The organism is Nostoc sp., from assembly GCF_054880495.1.
On the sequence record NZ_JBTYKD010000374.1, the window covers coordinates 29,834 to 46,710 of the forward strand.

Consider the following 16,877-nt stretch of genomic DNA (forward strand, 5'->3'; position numbering starts at 1 on the left):
TAAACAATGGCAAACGATCCAGAAATTCGGTTACATAAAGAATGGTTAGGCTTTCTCCAGCCGGTGGGGTTGGTGGTGTCTCCCCCTGCATTGTCAGCAGCCCAAGCTGTGGTTAACCGCAATGTGGTAGAACTGCAACAAACACTCGCTACAGTTGCTAGACGTGAACCCTTCTCTGGTGACATGGGCAAGGAAACCTTTGGAATTGACGACTTTCCTGCTTTTACTATCAATGTTTTAGGTTGGCAGGCAGAAGATTTAGTTGTCAGTCCAAAAGAATTAGCGATCGCGCTACCAGATTACAACGAAGTTTTGACACCTACGTATGCTGTACCCGACCCTAATGGCGGCTGGATGATGCTGGTACAGGTGCTTCCTGATGGTACTGAACTCGACAATGCCGGCGCGGAGGATAGTAAATCTACTGGTTGGCACGCCAGCCCCCAGTCTAAGTTTGAGCGCCTTTTAAAAGAAACAAAAGTTTATACTGGGCTATTGTGCAACGGTACAGAATTACGTTTGGTATATGCACCACTTGGAGAGTCATCGGGACACCTGACTTTTCCTGTACAGGCAATGTGTGAGGTATCTGGGCGGCTGATTTTGGGTGCAATGGAGATGTTGCTCTCGGCTGATCGACTGTTTAATGTCCCTAGCGATCGCCGTTTGTCTGCAATCCTGGAAAAAAGCCGGAAATATCAAAACGATGTCTCTATTAAGCTTGCAGAGCAGGTATTAGAGGCATTATGGGATTTACTGCGCGGCTTCCAAATCGCAGATGCAACCACTAAAAGCCGCTTAGTGAGTGACATTGTTTCGACTCCGCTCAACACAAGTGCTACCACTGCGCCCCAGCATATTTACGGTGGACTGATTACCATCTTGCTGCGGTTGGTGTTCCTGCTTTACGCTGAAGACCGGGGACTGATGTCTCAAGATGCAGTTTATACACGCTACTACTCAGTTAGTGGTCTTTACGATCGCTTGAGAGAAGATGCAGGGAATTACCCGGATACAATGGATCAGAGGTATGGTGCTTGGGCATGGTTGCTGAGTCTGTTCCGTTTGGTTTACGATGGCGGCAGTCACGCTGATTTGTACTTACCTGCTCGTCATGGGCAACTATTTGACCCAGATGAATATCCGTTTTTAGAAGGTCGTCACCAGTCTACAGAATATCAAACAGGGGAAAGTCTTGAACCCCCTCGCGTTTCAGATGGGGTAATTCACAGGGTATTGCAAGGGTTACTGGTACTGGATGGAGAACGTCTATCTTACCGTTCTCTGGATGTGGAACAAATTGGTTCCGTCTATACCGCAATTATGGGCTATGAGGTAGAAAGAGCAAGTAGTCCTGCTATTGGTGTTTGGAGTAAACCCAAAGGTTCCAAATCTTCGGTGACGGTGGTTGTCAGCGTTGAGGAAGTTCTCAAAACTAAGGTGGGAGAACGGGCTAAATATTTAAAGGATGTTGCAGGTTGTGAAATTACTTGTAAATCCCTAAGTGAGTTAAAGGATGCGAGGACACCAGAGGATGTAGTGGCGGCTTTAGGACGCAAGGTATCACCGAAAACGCCGAGTTTAATGTCTGCGGGTTCTCTGTATTTGCAACCGGGGGAAGAACGGCGGCGTAGTGGTTCTCATTATACGCCTCGTGCTTTAACTGAGCCGATTGTGAAAGAAACTCTCAGACCGATTTTATCGGCTTTGGGAGAAAACCCCACACCAGAGCAGATTTTAGACTTGAAAGTTTGTGATTTGGCGATGGGTTCGGGGGCGTTTTTGGTGGAAAGTTGTCGTCAGTTGGCTGAAAAATTAGTTGAAGCGTGGAATAAGCAAAACGTATTACCTGAAATTCCAATTGATGAAGAACCGTTACTTTATGCGCGGCGGTTAGTAGCGCAACGGTGTTTGTATGGTGTGGATAAAAACCCTTTTGCGGTGAATTTGGCTAAGTTATCTTTGTGGTTGGCGACTTTGGCGAAGGCTCATCCTTTTACGTTTTTAGACCATGCTTTGAAGTGGGGAGATTCTTTAGTTGGGTTAACCTCTGAACAAATTAAAACGTTTAGTTGGGATGAAGACAAAACTTATAAAGACCCAAATTTACCTTTGTTTAGTTTGGCAATGGAGAAAGCGAAGTTTTATCGCAATGGAATTCACAATTTAGATGAAGATGATTATGCAGCCAAGCGCGATTTTTACGAAAATATAGAAACAGAGTTGGGGGATATTCGGCTGAAAGGGGATTTAGTTATTGCTTCATTTTTCGCCAAAGATAAGGACAAGGCGAGAAAGGATGAGCGTGATAATTCATGGTTAAAGTTTTACCAATGGCAGAAAAATCAGGAAGATGATTTAGATGTCAGGCGGATTTGTACCGAATTACGGTATGGTGAAAAACCTGTTCCGGCGTTTAATTGGGAGATTGAATTTCCAGAAGTATTTGATAGAGATAATCCGGGGTTTGATGCGATTGTTGGTAATCCACCATTTTTGGGTGGTAAACGAATTAGTACAGTATACGGTGATGGTTATAGGGATTGGTTGCCTGTAATTAATCCAGAATCTAATAATAATAGTGATTTAGTTGCTCACTTTTTCAGACGAGCGTTTACACTGTTACGAAAATTTGGATGTTTTGGTTTAATTGCCACAAATACCATTGCCCAAGGGGATACCCGCAGCACAGGTTTAAGATATATCTGTCAGGAAGGCGGTACAATTTATAATGCTCAAAAGCGGATGAAGTGGCCCGGTTTAGCAGCTGTTGTGGTGAGTGTAGTTAATGTTATTAAGGGAAATTATCAAGGTGTAAAGCTGTTAGATGGGCGCGAAGTTGACTTAATTTCTGCCTTTCTATTTAAGTCAGGTGGGCATAAAAACCCTGCTGTTTTATTAGCAAATACTAATAAAAGTTTCATTGGTAGCTACCTCTTGGGTATGGGTTTTACATTTGATAATTCTAATCTTGATGCTACACCGATTCAAGAAATGCACCGATTGATTGAAGAAAATCCTAAAAATCAAGAGCGAATATTTCCTTATATTGGTGGAGAAGAGGTTAACTCTAGTCCTACTCATTCACATCATCGCTATGTAATTAATTTCGGTGAGATGAGTGAGGTGGAAGCGCAAGAATATTCAGATTTGTATACGATAGTCAAAGAAAAAGTTTTCCCAGAACGAAAGAATAAGCCAGGGAGCTATAGCCGTCAGTGGTGGCTTTTTGGGCGTAGAAACCAAGAAGGTAATAAAGCGATCGCTCCTCTTAATCGTGTGTTGGTTATTGGTCGTGTAGGTCAGCATAGTGCATTCACTTTTTTACCCAATAAAATGGTGCTTTCTGAGCAGTTAGTAGTTTTTGCAGAGCAACGAAATTCATTTTTCTGTATATTACAATCTCATACTCACGAAATTTGGGCTAGATTCTTTTCTTCAACATTCGGAGATGGTTTACGCTACACTTCCTCAGACTGTTTTGAAACCTTTCCCTTCGCCGAAAGTTGGGAAACCAACCCCACCCTAGAAACTGTGGGTAAAACCTACTACGAATATCGCGCTGCCTTAATGGTTCGCAACAACCAGGGACTCACCGACACATACAACCGCTTCCACGATCCCGACGAACGCCACCCCGATATTTTACAACTACGCTTACTCCACGCCCAAATGGATCGGGCTGTCCTTGATGCTTACGGCTGGACAGATATTTCCACAGACTGCACCTTCCTACTTGATTACGAAGACGAAGAAGACGAGGAAAACACCAGCAAACGCCAGAAAAAAAAGCCTTGGCGCTACCGTTGGCCCGAAGAAATTCACGACGAAGTATTAGCCCGCTTACTCGAACTCAACCAGCAACGCGCCGAAGCCGAAATTTTAGGCGGTAAGGCTGCGGACAAGAGTAAGGCTAAAGCAACAAAAAAAGCAAACAAGTCGCGTGGAAAAGAAGCTACAAATCTAATAATAATTCCAGGTTTTTCATCATCCTAGTATGTTTTAGTAGCAGTCTAACTACAGCAATATTTTTTTAAAATTAAAACTTTAGCTGCACAACTTTCTATATTACATGAAGCGGACATTAAAGTTAAAGCTTAACAAATTCGATCCCATTCCTGAATCGCTAGCTGAGTCATTACCTTTACTTCCTGATTTTTCTGACCATGTAGATTTTTTAGAGGTTGATTTATGTGAACTTTTTCACCACCTATATTTAGATAATTATGGGCAAAATGCACCAAATCCTAATCCTATACATCAGCTTTATATAAATATGCTGACAGATGAAGATGAATTTTGTTTTAGAGGAGATGGACTAGGTTCTCATAAAGAAGCAAAAATAGGTGAATCAAATAGGTTTGGTAAAGCTTTTTGCCGATGGTTTTTATATAAACACTGTTCAATAACATATTTCGCTCATTTAGACAAAGTTTTAGGTAGACAAAATCATGGTTTTAGCAAGCTAAATGGTTTTAGTTTAAGGAGAATAGACAAAGGAGATACACCTGATTACTTATGCTTTGATGAGCGCAAAAATATACCTTATATTGCTGAAGCTAAAGGTACTTATAGTTCAATTAGTTTTAATAATGCTAAATTTAATGAATGGAGAAATCAATTTAAACGAGTCCAACTAGCTGATTCAAAAAGTAAAACTTATTCTATAAAAGGCTATATTATAGCCACTAGATTCAAAAATGAACATAATTCTAGAAGTGAATCGCAAATTTTTGCAGAAGATCCAATCACAGATGGTGAGTTTTCAATAGAGAACAACGATGATTTAAGTAGACCGTTTCGACGTTTTATATATTGTAATCATTATGCTTATATTTTTAATAAATTAAAGCTACCCTTACTTGGTACAGCTTTAGAATTTGGTTTTAATATACCACAAAGTATAAGGTTTACAGTTGGACTATGGCGAGGTTTAGTACCACCTATATTAGAACAGGAATTTATTGGCGGTTATTTTTTGCCTACTTTGTCACCAGAGCAACAACTTTTTTATATTAATCCTTACATTTATAACAATTCGAGCAATTTGATTAATATTCCTCTTAACCCACAACTGAACCTCTCACTACCAGGTTTTACCTTTTTCGGTTTACAACGAAATATATTTGACAGAGTAAGAAGAATTACTTCACGAGGTTCGGAATCTTGGCAGCTATTGGGACTTGATGAAAACGATTACAACCAGGGGGAGGAAAAACCACAAGGGTTTAGTATTTTACGTGATGGTAGCGTTTTAGCACCCTTAGACTACTTTCAATTCATCGAAACTATAGAAATTTAAAAGAAGTAATATCATGCAAGCTACAACATCTGCCGAAGTGCGATCGCATCTGATTGATGCCTTACAACTTGACCTTGTAGGGCCAACACCCGATGATGCTGCCCACGCTGAAGAAACTTTAGATCAAGCTCCTTCCAAGTGGTATCTCACGGGATTCCTTGTACCCTACGGCGCACCAGTAGAGCAACGTACAGATAACTCTGGCGATGAGGAAATGGACGAAGTTGGACGTGTTGGCTCTGGCGAAGACGAAAAGATTCCAGAGAAAGCCTTTGCTCGTAAAGTCTATTTCCCTTCTTCAATGGGGTTAAGTGTGCTTTTGCCCCAAACCGTTAACCAACTTCATGTTACTGTCGGGTGGGGCGATTACCAACCACTAACCAAACCAGATAGCGAAGGAAAAGAAATTACCTTCACAGGTGATTGGCAGAGAGTTCCAAGAGAGGCAGAGCTTACCGTACCGTTGCGTACAAGCGGCAGACCGACTCAATTAGACCTTAGTTTAAATTTAGGCAATACGACTAAACAACTGGAGATTCCCCTTGGTGGAAGCGGTTCTCCAATATATTTGGATGTTCCAAACAGCGATGGTTTACAACTGGTTGTCTCAGTTCGCTCCGTAACTTCTGAGGAATTAGTACCAGCAGGAACACGCTCAGTTTCAGTATTCTTAGTTAATCATCGCCGCCCTAGCCCCGACCAAAAGCGGGATGCTGCTTATGCTTTTCAAACAAATTTAATAATTCAGACAGCCGATTCCTTTGTACCACGCCCCAATTTACGTGGACGAGATGGCGATGACTGGGATGAGAAAGTTGCTGATTTGCAATACCGGGATGATTATGAATATGCAGTTGGTCATAACGTATCTGCGATCGCAGTTGCAAATCCTACTGGTGGCTGTCAGGAAGTAAGAACGGCTTGGATACCGACTGCTGACGTAGAAAAGGTAATTGCAACCCAGGTTAAAGATGTCGAAGTTGGTATGGAAGCCTTAGCCGCCGCACCGACAGCAGAAGCATTGCGAAATCTGCTCAGTCCAATGGTTAGTGCTTATTCCCAATGGATAGATGAGCAACGAGTAAAATGTCCGACTGGGCAAAAACGCTTAGGTGTAGCTAAAGACCTATTAGCTCGAGCCGGAATTGCTAAAGACCGGATTGCTGCTGGTTTAAATGCATTGGATGACCCACAAGTATTAGATGCATTTCGCATTGCCAATCGAGCGATCGCCTTAGCAATTCGCCAGCGTGCGACTCATAAGAAAAACATTACTCCCGAATCTGTAGCCCCTCCAACTTGGCGACCGTTTCAACTAGCTTTCTTGTTAATGAACTTGGTAGGGATTGCTAACCCAGAACATTCAGACCGGGAACTGGTTGATTTACTGTTCTTCCCTACAGGCGGCGGTAAAACTGAAGCTTACTTGGGGCTAGCAGCTTTTACACTTGTATTGCGGCGGCTACGTCATCCTGGTATTGACTCTGCTGGACTCAGTGTGTTGATGCGCTATACACTGCGGCTCCTCACCCTTGACCAACTGGGACGGGCCGCGACGATGATTTGCGCCCTAGAGTTGGAACGGGAACAAGACGTAGAAAAACTAGGGAAATGGCCTTTTGAGATTGGATTGTGGGTAGGGCAAGCAGCCACACCTAACCGGATGGGTAAGAAAGGAGACAATGATGAAAATAGCGCTCGTTCGCGTACTATTGCTTTTTTGAATAATGATCGCAAGCCTTCCCCTATTCCTTTAGAAAACTGTCCCTGGTGCGGAACTAAATTCAACCGCAATTCATTTCAGCTGCTGCCTAATCCAGACCAGCCAATAGACTTGCGTATAACTTGTGCCAATCGCCGTTGTCATTTTAAAGGCGATCGCCCTTTACCAGTGTTAGCAGTAGACGAGCCGATTTATCGCCGATTGCCATGTTTTATAATCGCCACAGTTGATAAATTTGCTAGCTTACCTTGGGTAGGAGAAACAGGTGCTTTATTTGGACGTGTAGAACGTCATGACAAAGATGGTTTTTACAGCCCTGTTTATCCAGGTAGAGGTAAAGCACTTGATGGTTATCTGCCACCACCAGATTTAATCATTCAAGATGAACTGCATTTGATTTCTGGCCCTTTAGGGACAATGGTAGGGCTTTACGAAACTGCAATTGATGCTTTATGCAGTCGAGAGATAAATGGTCAAAAAATCCGCCCGAAGATTGTAGCTTCCACTGCGACAGTGCGACGGGCTACTAAGCAGATTCAAGCATTATTTGGACGAAATGAAGTTGATGTATTTCCGCCACCAGGGCCCGATCGGCGCGATTCCTTTTTTGCGAAGACAGTACCGGCCGAAGAGAAGAATGCTCGGACTTATGTCGGAATTGCTGCTCAAGGGCGAAGTCTGAAAGTAGTATTGTTACGTACTTACTTAGCATTGCTCGGAGCTGCACAGAAGGAATGGTTAGCAGCAGGCGGGGATAAAAACCCCGATAATCCGGCTGACCCATACATGACATTACTGGGATATTTTAATTCCTTGCGTGAACTGGGTGGTAGTCGGCGGATTGTTGAAGATGAAGTCAACTCTCGGCTTATTGGTTATAGCAAACGAAAACGAGTCGGTAAAAGTTCGGGTTTGTTTGCGGATCGGAAAATCGACGATGAACCGGAAGAATTGACTTCCCGTGTCAGCACAAGTGAAGTTGCAGATACCAAAAGCCGCTTAGAAGCAACATTTGACCAAAAAGAACGTGTTGATGTAGTCTTAGCTACCAATATGATTTCTGTCGGTCTGGACATTACACGCTTGGGCTTAATGGTAGTTCTCGGTCAACCTAAAACAGCCGCAGAATATATTCAAGCTACCAGTCGTGTGGGACGAGATGAAGAACGACCCGGATTAGTTGTTACATTGCTCAACGTTCATCGACCACGCGATCGCTCACACTATGAACGTTTTTTTGCTTGGCACGCTACTTTCTATAGGGCAGTAGAAGCTACCAGTGTTACGCCTTTCTCTCCTCGTGCTATTGACCGAGGGATTGCTGCGATTACCGTTGCTTTAGCACGTCTAGGACATTCCGGGATGACAGCACCACTTCGTGCGATCAACATTCTTCAGCATCGCAAGACTTTGGATTTTGTTGTAGATACAATCTCACTCCGAGCAGAAATGCACGACAAAGATAAAAATAGTGCTGATGTTGAGGAACTGCGTCAAAAAGTCAGAAAACGAGTCCAAGATTTACTGGATACTTGGGAACATATTGCTGGTCAAAAAATAACCCTACAGTACCAGCGTGAAGTTGGGGAAGCACCTCCCTTATTATTTGATCCACTTGACCCGGAATTAGAAAAGCAACCACTCTCAGCACGGAAATTCAAAGCTCAACGTAGTTTACGGGATGTTGAGCCAACGGTTAATTTGTGGGTTCGCAATCCTGATGGATATGAAATAGAAGAGGAAGAAAAATGAGTAAATCAAACAAAAAGCGCCCTCCATCTGGAGAAATTCGACAGAGCCAAATCTTATCTACTTTTGGGCCAGGGGCGATGGTGGACTTACCAGATCATTCCATACTAATTGGTGGACTAAACCACTGGCACGGCGACAAAAAACGTATTTACGAAGATCGTTTAGCTGACCGAGTTGCTGACATTTTAGAGGTTAAAGATATTGCTCTATATGCACCACCTGTAGATGAGCAAGATCCAAAAGCATCTCGTACAGGGATTACAGCTTTTGCTTTCCCAACTTGGTTTGTAGCCCAAGTGGAAGAAACTTGGCCAAAAACCAATGAAAAAGCGTTAAACGCTAAAGTATACCGAACACGTCCCTTGTTACCCTGGGGTAGTTTAGTACAAGGCAAATATCTCAATGCTGAAAGAAAGAAAGTGTCGGTTGTACCTGTGCGTTTCGTCCAAGCCTGTGTTAAAGGACATATTAGCGATATAAATTGGTATCGTTTCGTCCACGAAAAGTCTCAAACTAGCTGCCGAGGACAACTGTGGCTTGATGAGGGCGGATCTGGCAATGATTTTGCTGATATTTTTGTGCGCTGCGAAGGATGCATTGCTCGTCGTCAATTATCAGACGCAACAGTACCTAATGGCAAAGTCTTAAGAGAATGTGATGGACATCGCCCTTGGCTAGGCCCCAAAGCTCAAGAACTCTGTATTTCTGAGGTAACAGGTAAGCCAGAATACAATCGTCTTCTTGTTCGCTCTGCCAGTAATGCTTATTTCTCCCAGGTTCTCAGTGTTATTTCTCTACCAGACTCGGATGCAGCCTTGCAAAATGCGGTTAATTCAGTTTATGATGACTTTCTTAAGGAGACAGAAAGTAGTGATCAAATCAAATACGAACGCAAGAAGCAAAAAGTAGCTGCTGCCTTATTCGGATTTAGTGATGAAGCAGTATGGGCAGAAATTCATCGCAGACAGGGTGGGCAAGATAAGCAATACAAGGGTATTAAGCAAGTAGAAATAGAGACTTTGCTATCTAGCCCTTTTGAAGTGGGAGAAGATGTACCAGAAAGTGACTTTTATGCTCGTGCGCGGAAACTAGATCGCATCAAACCAAAATTACTATCTCTTATAGAGAGCATTGTCTTAGTACACCGACTTAAGGAAGTAACCGCCCAAATTGGCTTTACTCGCTTTGAGGCAATTATGCCTGATATTGACGGCGATTTAGATATTCAAGTCCGACCGGCTGCTCTTGATATTGAGCCTACTTGGGTGCCAGCGATTGAAAATAGAGGCGAAGGCGTGTTCATCGCTTTCCGTAAAACAGCTATTGATAATTGGCTCAAGCGAGATGCAGTGCAGCAACGGGGGAAGAAATTAGCAAAAGGCTTCGATATCTGGCGCAAGCAAAAAGGAATTGCCCCGGAGAAAGCCAAGTTCCCTGGATTACCTTACATTATGCTGCATTCCCTTTCACACCTGTTGATTGCAGCAGTGTCTCTGGAATGTGGTTATGCTGCTAGTTCAATTCGTGAACGCATTTATGCTGGCGAATCCGGCTATGGCATTCTTTTATACACTGGCTCTCCTGGGTCGGAAGGTACTTTAGGGGGACTGGTACAAGTAGGAAACCGGATTGAATCCCATTTGGATGTTGCACTGGAGATGGGGAGGCTTTGTTCTAACGATCCAGTTTGCGCCCAGCATCAACCAGATGCCGAACAAGAAGATAGGTTTTTACATGGTGCTGCTTGTCATGGCTGTTTACTCATTGCTGAAACTTCTTGCGAACGACGCAATGAATTTCTTGACAGGGCATTGGTCGTTGCTACTGTTGAAGGCCCAGGGGCAGAATTCTTTGAGGATGTGAGAGTATGATGGCTTTTCTCCACCTGAGCCGTCCAGCCCTCGTTAATTTGGCAGTCGCTTTGGAAACTGGCAGACTTTCTCCACCCTTTTCCACATCCAATGTAGCGAACTATATCCCGGCAGCTTTGAATCGAGACATTGTTGATGAACTCAACCGACTAAATTTCATCGGCGTACATTCCCAGCATATTGCTTATACGCTGCGATTGCTGGCAGAAGAACGAAGTACATCTCAGGCTGTGAGCGATCGCGTTGACTTGGTTTGGACTGGCCCAGAAATTACTGGTTCTCAAAGCCGTGATACTGGTGTTGTTGTGCGCGAGTTGTTTAGCACTGCCAAAATAAACGTTCTCATTTCTAGCTTTGCTATTGATAAAAGACAAAAAGCACGAGAGTTATTTATGGTGCTGGCAGAACGAATGGATTTAAACCCAGAACTAAATGTGCGAATGTTTCTTAACGTCAACCGACCGCACAACAGTGAAGTGCCAACATCTACTTTGCTGCGGGACTTTGCCAATACTTTTCGCCAAGATATTTGGCCAGGAAAAAGACTACCTGAAGTATTTCACGATCCGCGATCGCTGACGCTGGGTGTGGAATCAAAAGCTTGTTTACACGCCAAGTGTGTTGTTGTAGATCAGGAGCGTGTACTTGTGACCTCCGCTAATTTTACAGAAGCGGCTCACGAGCGCAATATCGAAGCTGGTGTATTACTTAATGACCCAGTAACGGCTATTGCTTTGCAAATGCAATTTGAAAGCTTGGTTACAAGAAATATACTATGTCGAATTCCTGGAATTTAAATGTTTAAACCAGATACAAGCGTTCGCGAATAGCGTCTCGTTGGCGCAGCCTCTCGTAGAGAAGGAAAAATCAAGGATGCGTAGGCGCAGCCCGTCGTAGGCATCGCTATTTTATGAACTTGCCACAATAAAGTAGTGATTATCCAGACGGTGTAGCATTGAAAAATTAATTTTAATTATAAAAAACACAATAAAGAAATACTTAATGAGAATATTACAACAATCACCAACACTACGGGCAGTATTTAAGCAAAAAATAGATGCTAAAAAAACTGCTAGAGAACAAGAAATTCATCAAGTATTAGGTGATAGTGTTTTAGGTCAACTAGGTTCATTTTTGGATGAGTTTAAACAGGCAAAAAATCAATTTAAAGGCAGTATGGGAGAATGGGGGGTCTCCACAATATTGCAAAACTTTCCTGATACTTGGGTAATGTTCAATAACGCTTTAATTCCTGCTGGTAATTCAGGTAATTTAACAGAAATAGACCATCTAATTATCGGTTCAAAAGGTGTTTTCTTATTAGAAATTAAAACTTGGAAAGGTTCATTTAGTGCATACAACGATAAATGGAAACGTCGAGAAGGGAACAACTGGGTAGAAATTTCTAATAGTCCAACTTCTCAAAGTGCCTACCATCAACAAATGTTTATTCAATGGATTACTACTGTCGTTCCTAACCTCCCTGACAGCTTTGTTTATGCTCCTGTAGTATTTCCTATTGCTAAATGGTTGGGGATTAACAATTGTTCAGTACCAGTTTTTCAAGGTGTTCCCACACTGCTGCAAACGATGCTTAACTGTCCTGAGTGTTTAACATCAGAACAAGTACAATTAATTGCTGAAGCTGTTGAAGACTATACGCTTCCTGACAATTCTACCCCAATAGCTAAACCAATACCTAAGCCGAAACTTGTTAAGCGCCAAAGTTCTAGCGGTTAAGGTTGATCATCTCAAGTTGTTTTTTTGGAAAAATCCCAGAGCGATCGCCCCCAATCAAGGGAGGAAAAGTAAGAATCACGTACCAAAAGCGATCGCCCACCCACCAAATTCTTAGAGGAAATCTACCAAACAATGACCTACTGGCTGTTTCAAGGCAACCCCAAGTATTACCGCATCATAGACGGCATCCGCGACTTTGAGCAGATGCCCTGGCTTGCAACTCGCTACGCCAAAGACATTGCTCCTGGTGATGGGGTGCTGATTTGGAAAGCTGGGGATAAGGCGGGGGTATATGCGAGCCTCCCAAAGGGAGGAGCTTCGCTAACGCAGAGATTATCGAATCCTCGAAGAATATCAAAAACCCTACTGATATCGGCTACTGGATTGACACTAGTCGCGCCATGAATAGAATCTACTCCAAAATTCGCTTTACCAGCAAGCTGCGAGAATTGCCACTGCTAAGGGAAAGCTTAAAACAAGACCCTGTGTTGAAAACTCTGATGGTAATTCGACAGCCAAACGCTACAAACTACAAGGTTACACAACAGGAATGGCAACGTGTACATGAATTAAGAGGATAGCGATCGCTCATTCGCCCCCACCCAATTCTTAGAGGAAACCCCAAGCGATCGCCCCTTCCCCATCAAGCGAGGAAAAGCAGTATGAAAATACTACCCAACGATACCTTTATAATTTTGACATCTGATTCACTGCCTATAGTTTTGCAACGGCTGAATGCTTTTGTCGGTTCAACTAAAGCATTTAGATTCTCTAGAAAACACGCCCCTTATCAAGGAACTATTTCTGAATCAGGTTTTCAAATCAGTCGTATAATTCACTACCGCAACTCATTTTTACCAGTGATTCAAGGAGAATTATAGTTGAAGTGCCTTGTCCCAAGTGATGGCATAACTATCAGCCCCTTAAAGCAGGCGATCGCACCCATTATTAAGGGAAGACTAACAGTAGGAGCATAGCTTGCCAACCTAGGCATCGCCCCGCCCCCATTCTTAGAGGAAACCCCAAATCACACTTCCTATGTCCACCCTAATTCCCTCATTCAATAGCTGCTCAATGAAAATGACCCCTGGCGAGAGGAGGTTAGCGCAGCGCTTGGAGGAAAAATTAGAGAATGATTATTTACTTTGGTATGACGTGCCAGTAGGTAAAAAGCAGCTACATCCAGATTTTATCGTGCTGCACCCCAGCCGGGGTTTGTTCATCCTTGAGGTGAAAGACTGGAAACTAGACACTATTCAAAATATCAACCCCTCCACAGTCACACTGCTTACTGAAGATGGAATAAAGGAAGTCAAGCACCCACTACAACAAGCCAGAGGTTATGCCCTAGCTATCAACAAGGTGCTAGAAAAAGACCCCGCCTTGGTGCAGCAAGAAGGTAACTATCAAGGTAAACTGGTCATTCCCTACGGTTACGGCGTAGTATTCACCAACATCAGCCGCAAAGATTTTGAACAAAGCGAACTACCCGCAGTGTTTGAGTCACACTTAGTTATCTGCAAAGATGAAATGCTCCCAAGCACAGATGCAGGTGAATTTCAGCAACGACTTTGGGATTTATCTGCATATCAATTTGGTAAAACCCTCACCAGCAGCCAAATCGATAGAATCCGTTGGCATATCTTCCCAGAATTACGCATTAGTGCCAAACAGTTATCTTTGTTTGATGTAGACACCGCGGCCACTGAAGAATCGCCGCAGTTGCAAATCCCCGACATTCTCAAAATTATGGACTTGCAGCAAGAACAGTTAGCCCGTAGTTTAGGTGATGGCCATCGGGTAATTCATGGTGTAGCTGGTTCCGGGAAAACTATGATTTTAGCCTACCGTTGTCAGCACCTTGCTCAAGTCAGTAATAAACCAATTTTGGTGCTGTGCTTCAATGTCTCTCTTGCTGCCAAACTCCGGCAAACTATCCAAGATAAAAACAAAGTTAGTCGCATCAAGGTACGACATTTTCATGGGTGGTGCATGGATTTACTCAAAAAGTATGACATCCCCAGGCCCGACTCTAGAGAGTATCAAGGTGAAGCTTACATCGAAGAACTGGTTCAAAGAGTAATTACCGCCGTCGATGCCAAGTTGATACCAGCTGGCACTTATGGCGCTGTCATGCTGGACGAGGGACACGACTTTAAGCCAGAGTGGTTAAAGTTAATTGCCCAGATGGTCAACCCCGAAACCAATTCTTTGCTTATCCTCTATGACGATGCCCAAAACCTCTACGGTGAACAACGCAGTAAAAAATTTAGCTTTAAGAGCATAGGCATTCAGGCACAGGGACGCACAACTATTTTTAAACTCAACTACCGCAACACAGAACAGGTGTTAGGGGTAGCCTATGAATTTGCTAAAGAAGTCATGACCCCTACCACCGGGGATGATGACCAAGTGGTGTTGGTTGAACCTGCCAGTGCAGGACGGCAAGGCCCCAAACCAGACCTGATCCGTTTACCCAGTTTTAAACATGAGGTAGATTATCTAGCCGATAGAGTGCAACAATTACACGAGCGAGATATCCCCTGGAACGAAATAGCAATTATCTACCGCTCCAACTTTATGGGCGATCGCATCTACAACGGCTTCCAACAAGCCCACATTCCGGTAGAGTGGGTAAACGCCAGCAGTGACAGCCGCAATTACAACCCCGCCGACATAAGCATTAAACTTATAACTATGCATTCCAGCAAAGGGTTAGAGTTCCCAGTGGTGCTTATTCCTGGCATTGGTTTTATGCCTCATGAATACAACACACCAGAAGAAGAAGCGCGACTATTGTATGTGGCGATGACACGGGCAATTGAGCAGTTGATCATGACTTGCGATCGCCCATCAGAATTTACCAACCGCTTGGAGACAGTATTAGGTAAAGTAATTTAATTAGCGATCGCCCCTCAATCAAGAGAGAAAAAGTAGGGGAGCGATGCCTGCGGCGGGCTACGCCTACGCTCCTGTTGAATTTACCAGTCGTTTAGAGACAGGATTAGGCAAGGTAGTTTAATTAGTAGTCGAGCTATCACCCACCCTCATGACTGATACTAAAAGGGATTAGCCTCTGTCACCACTTCTGGCAGTGGAATCAACTCTGTTTCATCTGGCACAGTAGCAAAGTGACAATCCCGCCAATCGGTTTTTGCTTGCTCTATTCGCTCTGGTCGGCTAGAAACAAAATTCCACCATTTGTAGCGTGTACCCAATGGTTCACCACCAATAACAATACACCGAGCAGCAGTAGCAGCAGAAACTCTTATTTCATCGACTGGCTCTAGGATGGCGAGACGATATGGCTCTAGCGGTTCATCATTAATGCTCAATCCCTCTGTAACGCTGTATACTGCTCTCTCTGAATAACCAGTGGGGATAGTAAAGTGAGCATTGGCAGACAGCACCACATCTAAATAGAGGATGGGTGAGAAAACTTTGACAGGTGAGGTGTAACCAAGAGCTTGTCCAGCAATGATTTTGATAACAGCGCCATTTTCTTCCCAGGTAGGAAGGGTTTGGGCAGGATAGTGAGTAAAGCTGGGATCGATTTCTTCGTATTCCACAGGCAAGGCGACCCAGGTTTGAATGCCATGAATGGTAGCTTCATTTTGACGATCAATGTCGGGCGATCGCTCTGAATGTACAATCCCCTGTCCCGCCGTCATCCAGTTCACAGCACCCTGTTGAATTTCCTGCACAGTGCCTAAACTATCGCGGTGCATCAAAGCACCATCAAATAGATAAGTTACAGTGGCGAGATTAATATGAGGATGTGGCCTGACATCGATACCTTTGTTGGGCGGTAAAACAGACGGCCCAACATGATCAAAGAAGATAAACGGCCCAATCATTTGACGATGAGGATATGGCAAACTACGGCAGGCAACAAACCCACCCAAATCTTTAACTAATGGTTCAATAAGTTGAAGTATTGCCATAAGTAATGGGGGGTGATTGGTGAATGCTGGAATAATTATAAGTAGATCCACCAGCAAAAAGCTAACCTTTATGAGTTATGTGTTTATAGCCAAAGCGATCGCCTCCGCCGGGTGGTTACGCCATCGCCCCGAGGAAAAGAGCGAACATAAAGGAACACCTCAGTCCTCTACGACCTGTATATTATTTAATAAGTGTTAATTCTATCTGTATGATGCAAGATTTGGAGATACTTGACATTGTAGATGAAAGTGATTGCGTTATCGGACAAAAGAAACGCTCAGAAATATATAGTCAAGGGCTGTGCAATTTTAGAGTTGTCAATGCTTTTGTCGTTAATTCACTAGGACAACTTTGGATACCTCGCCGTTCTGCACAAAAACGAATTTTTCCCCTTTGTCTTGATGTCAGCATGGGTGGTCATGTGGAAAGTGGAGAAACTTACGAAGATGGTAACCGTTCAGGGGGGTAGAAGAGGGATCGTTAAAGATGACCCCAAAATCTGATAAATTCAGAGACATGGAACAGAAGCGCGTCAATCACATAG

Annotated in this window: 12 protein-coding genes; 11 read left to right on the top strand and 1 reads right to left on the bottom strand. The window is 43.5% G+C overall.

Annotation, left to right across the window (positions count from 1 at the left end):
* Positions 1-6: 6 nt before the first annotated feature.
* The 10 genes from ACYTXL_RS31605 to ACYTXL_RS31650 all read left to right on the top strand — a co-directional run bounded on the left by ACYTXL_RS31605 (position 7) and on the right by ACYTXL_RS31650 (position 15,289).
* Complete coding sequence (locus tag ACYTXL_RS31605) at positions 7-3,996, top strand: Eco57I restriction-modification methylase domain-containing protein (RefSeq protein WP_461928061.1); 3,990 nt, start codon at positions 7-9, stop codon at positions 3,994-3,996.
* 76 nt (positions 3,997-4,072) lie between these two features.
* Positions 4,073-5,302: a hypothetical protein gene (locus ACYTXL_RS31610; RefSeq protein WP_461922065.1), complete on the top strand. Its 1,230-nt coding sequence runs from the start codon at positions 4,073-4,075 to the stop codon at positions 5,300-5,302.
* Positions 5,303-5,315: 13 nt separating this feature from the next.
* Positions 5,316-8,777, top strand: coding sequence for a DISARM system helicase DrmA (drmA, locus tag ACYTXL_RS31615; RefSeq protein WP_461928062.1), 3,462 nt, complete (start codon positions 5,316-5,318; stop codon positions 8,775-8,777).
* A complete protein-coding gene (gene drmB / locus ACYTXL_RS31620) occupies positions 8,774-10,648 on the top strand; it encodes a DrmB family protein (protein ID WP_461921741.1) in 1,875 nt (624 codons plus the stop codon). The genes drmA and drmB overlap by 4 nt, the downstream gene beginning before the upstream one ends.
* Entirely contained in the window at positions 10,645-11,445 is an 801-nt protein-coding gene (drmC, locus tag ACYTXL_RS31625) for a DISARM system phospholipase D-like protein DrmC (protein ID WP_461921742.1), read from the top strand. The genes drmB and drmC overlap by 4 nt, the downstream gene beginning before the upstream one ends.
* Before the next feature lie 205 nt (positions 11,446-11,650).
* On the top strand, positions 11,651-12,388 hold the full coding sequence (locus ACYTXL_RS31630) for a nuclease-related domain-containing protein (protein WP_461921743.1): 738 nt from the start codon (positions 11,651-11,653) through the stop codon (positions 12,386-12,388).
* 132 nt (positions 12,389-12,520) lie between these two features.
* The gene (locus ACYTXL_RS31635; RefSeq protein ID WP_461921744.1) at positions 12,521-12,793 is read left to right on the top strand and encodes an EVE domain-containing protein; all 273 of its coding nucleotides are present in this window, start codon (positions 12,521-12,523) and stop codon (positions 12,791-12,793) included.
* Entirely contained in the window at positions 12,790-12,969 is a 180-nt protein-coding gene (locus tag ACYTXL_RS31640; RefSeq protein ID WP_461921745.1) for a hypothetical protein, read from the top strand. The genes ACYTXL_RS31635 and ACYTXL_RS31640 overlap by 4 nt, the downstream gene beginning before the upstream one ends.
* Before the next feature lie 81 nt (positions 12,970-13,050).
* Positions 13,051-13,269: a hypothetical protein gene (locus ACYTXL_RS31645; protein WP_461921746.1), complete on the top strand. Its 219-nt coding sequence runs from the start codon at positions 13,051-13,053 to the stop codon at positions 13,267-13,269.
* A 193-nt stretch (positions 13,270-13,462) separates the two neighbouring features.
* Complete coding sequence (locus tag ACYTXL_RS31650) at positions 13,463-15,289, top strand: DEAD/DEAH box helicase (RefSeq protein ID WP_461921747.1); 1,827 nt, start codon at positions 13,463-13,465, stop codon at positions 15,287-15,289.
* A gap of 158 nt (positions 15,290-15,447) precedes the next feature.
* Here ACYTXL_RS31650 and ACYTXL_RS31655 read toward each other — a convergent pair whose 3' ends face one another.
* Positions 15,448-16,332, bottom strand: coding sequence for a pirin family protein (locus ACYTXL_RS31655; RefSeq protein WP_461921748.1), 885 nt, complete (start codon positions 16,330-16,332; stop codon positions 15,448-15,450).
* Positions 16,333-16,541: 209 nt separating this feature from the next.
* Between ACYTXL_RS31655 and ACYTXL_RS31660 the strand changes: the two genes are divergently transcribed.
* Positions 16,542-16,802: an NUDIX hydrolase gene (locus ACYTXL_RS31660; RefSeq protein ID WP_461921749.1), complete on the top strand. Its 261-nt coding sequence runs from the start codon at positions 16,542-16,544 to the stop codon at positions 16,800-16,802.
* Positions 16,803-16,877: the final 75 nt, after the last annotated feature.

Coding starts and splice junctions, on each gene's coding strand:
- ACYTXL_RS31605 (WP_461928061.1), top strand. CDS start 7: ATGGCAAACGATCCAGAAATTCGGTTACATAAAGAATGGTTAGGCTTT.
- ACYTXL_RS31610 (WP_461922065.1), top strand. CDS start 4,073: ATGAAGCGGACATTAAAGTTAAAGCTTAACAAATTCGATCCCATTCCT.
- drmA (WP_461928062.1), top strand. CDS start 5,316: ATGCAAGCTACAACATCTGCCGAAGTGCGATCGCATCTGATTGATGCC.
- drmB (WP_461921741.1), top strand. CDS start 8,774: ATGAGTAAATCAAACAAAAAGCGCCCTCCATCTGGAGAAATTCGACAG.
- drmC (WP_461921742.1), top strand. CDS start 10,645: ATGATGGCTTTTCTCCACCTGAGCCGTCCAGCCCTCGTTAATTTGGCA.
- ACYTXL_RS31630 (WP_461921743.1), top strand. CDS start 11,651: ATGAGAATATTACAACAATCACCAACACTACGGGCAGTATTTAAGCAA.
- ACYTXL_RS31635 (WP_461921744.1), top strand. CDS start 12,521: ATGACCTACTGGCTGTTTCAAGGCAACCCCAAGTATTACCGCATCATA.
- ACYTXL_RS31640 (WP_461921745.1), top strand. CDS start 12,790: ATGAATAGAATCTACTCCAAAATTCGCTTTACCAGCAAGCTGCGAGAA.
- ACYTXL_RS31645 (WP_461921746.1), top strand. CDS start 13,051: ATGAAAATACTACCCAACGATACCTTTATAATTTTGACATCTGATTCA.
- ACYTXL_RS31650 (WP_461921747.1), top strand. CDS start 13,463: ATGAAAATGACCCCTGGCGAGAGGAGGTTAGCGCAGCGCTTGGAGGAA.
- ACYTXL_RS31655 (WP_461921748.1), bottom strand. CDS start 16,332: ATGGCAATACTTCAACTTATTGAACCATTAGTTAAAGATTTGGGTGGG.
- ACYTXL_RS31660 (WP_461921749.1), top strand. CDS start 16,542: ATGATGCAAGATTTGGAGATACTTGACATTGTAGATGAAAGTGATTGC.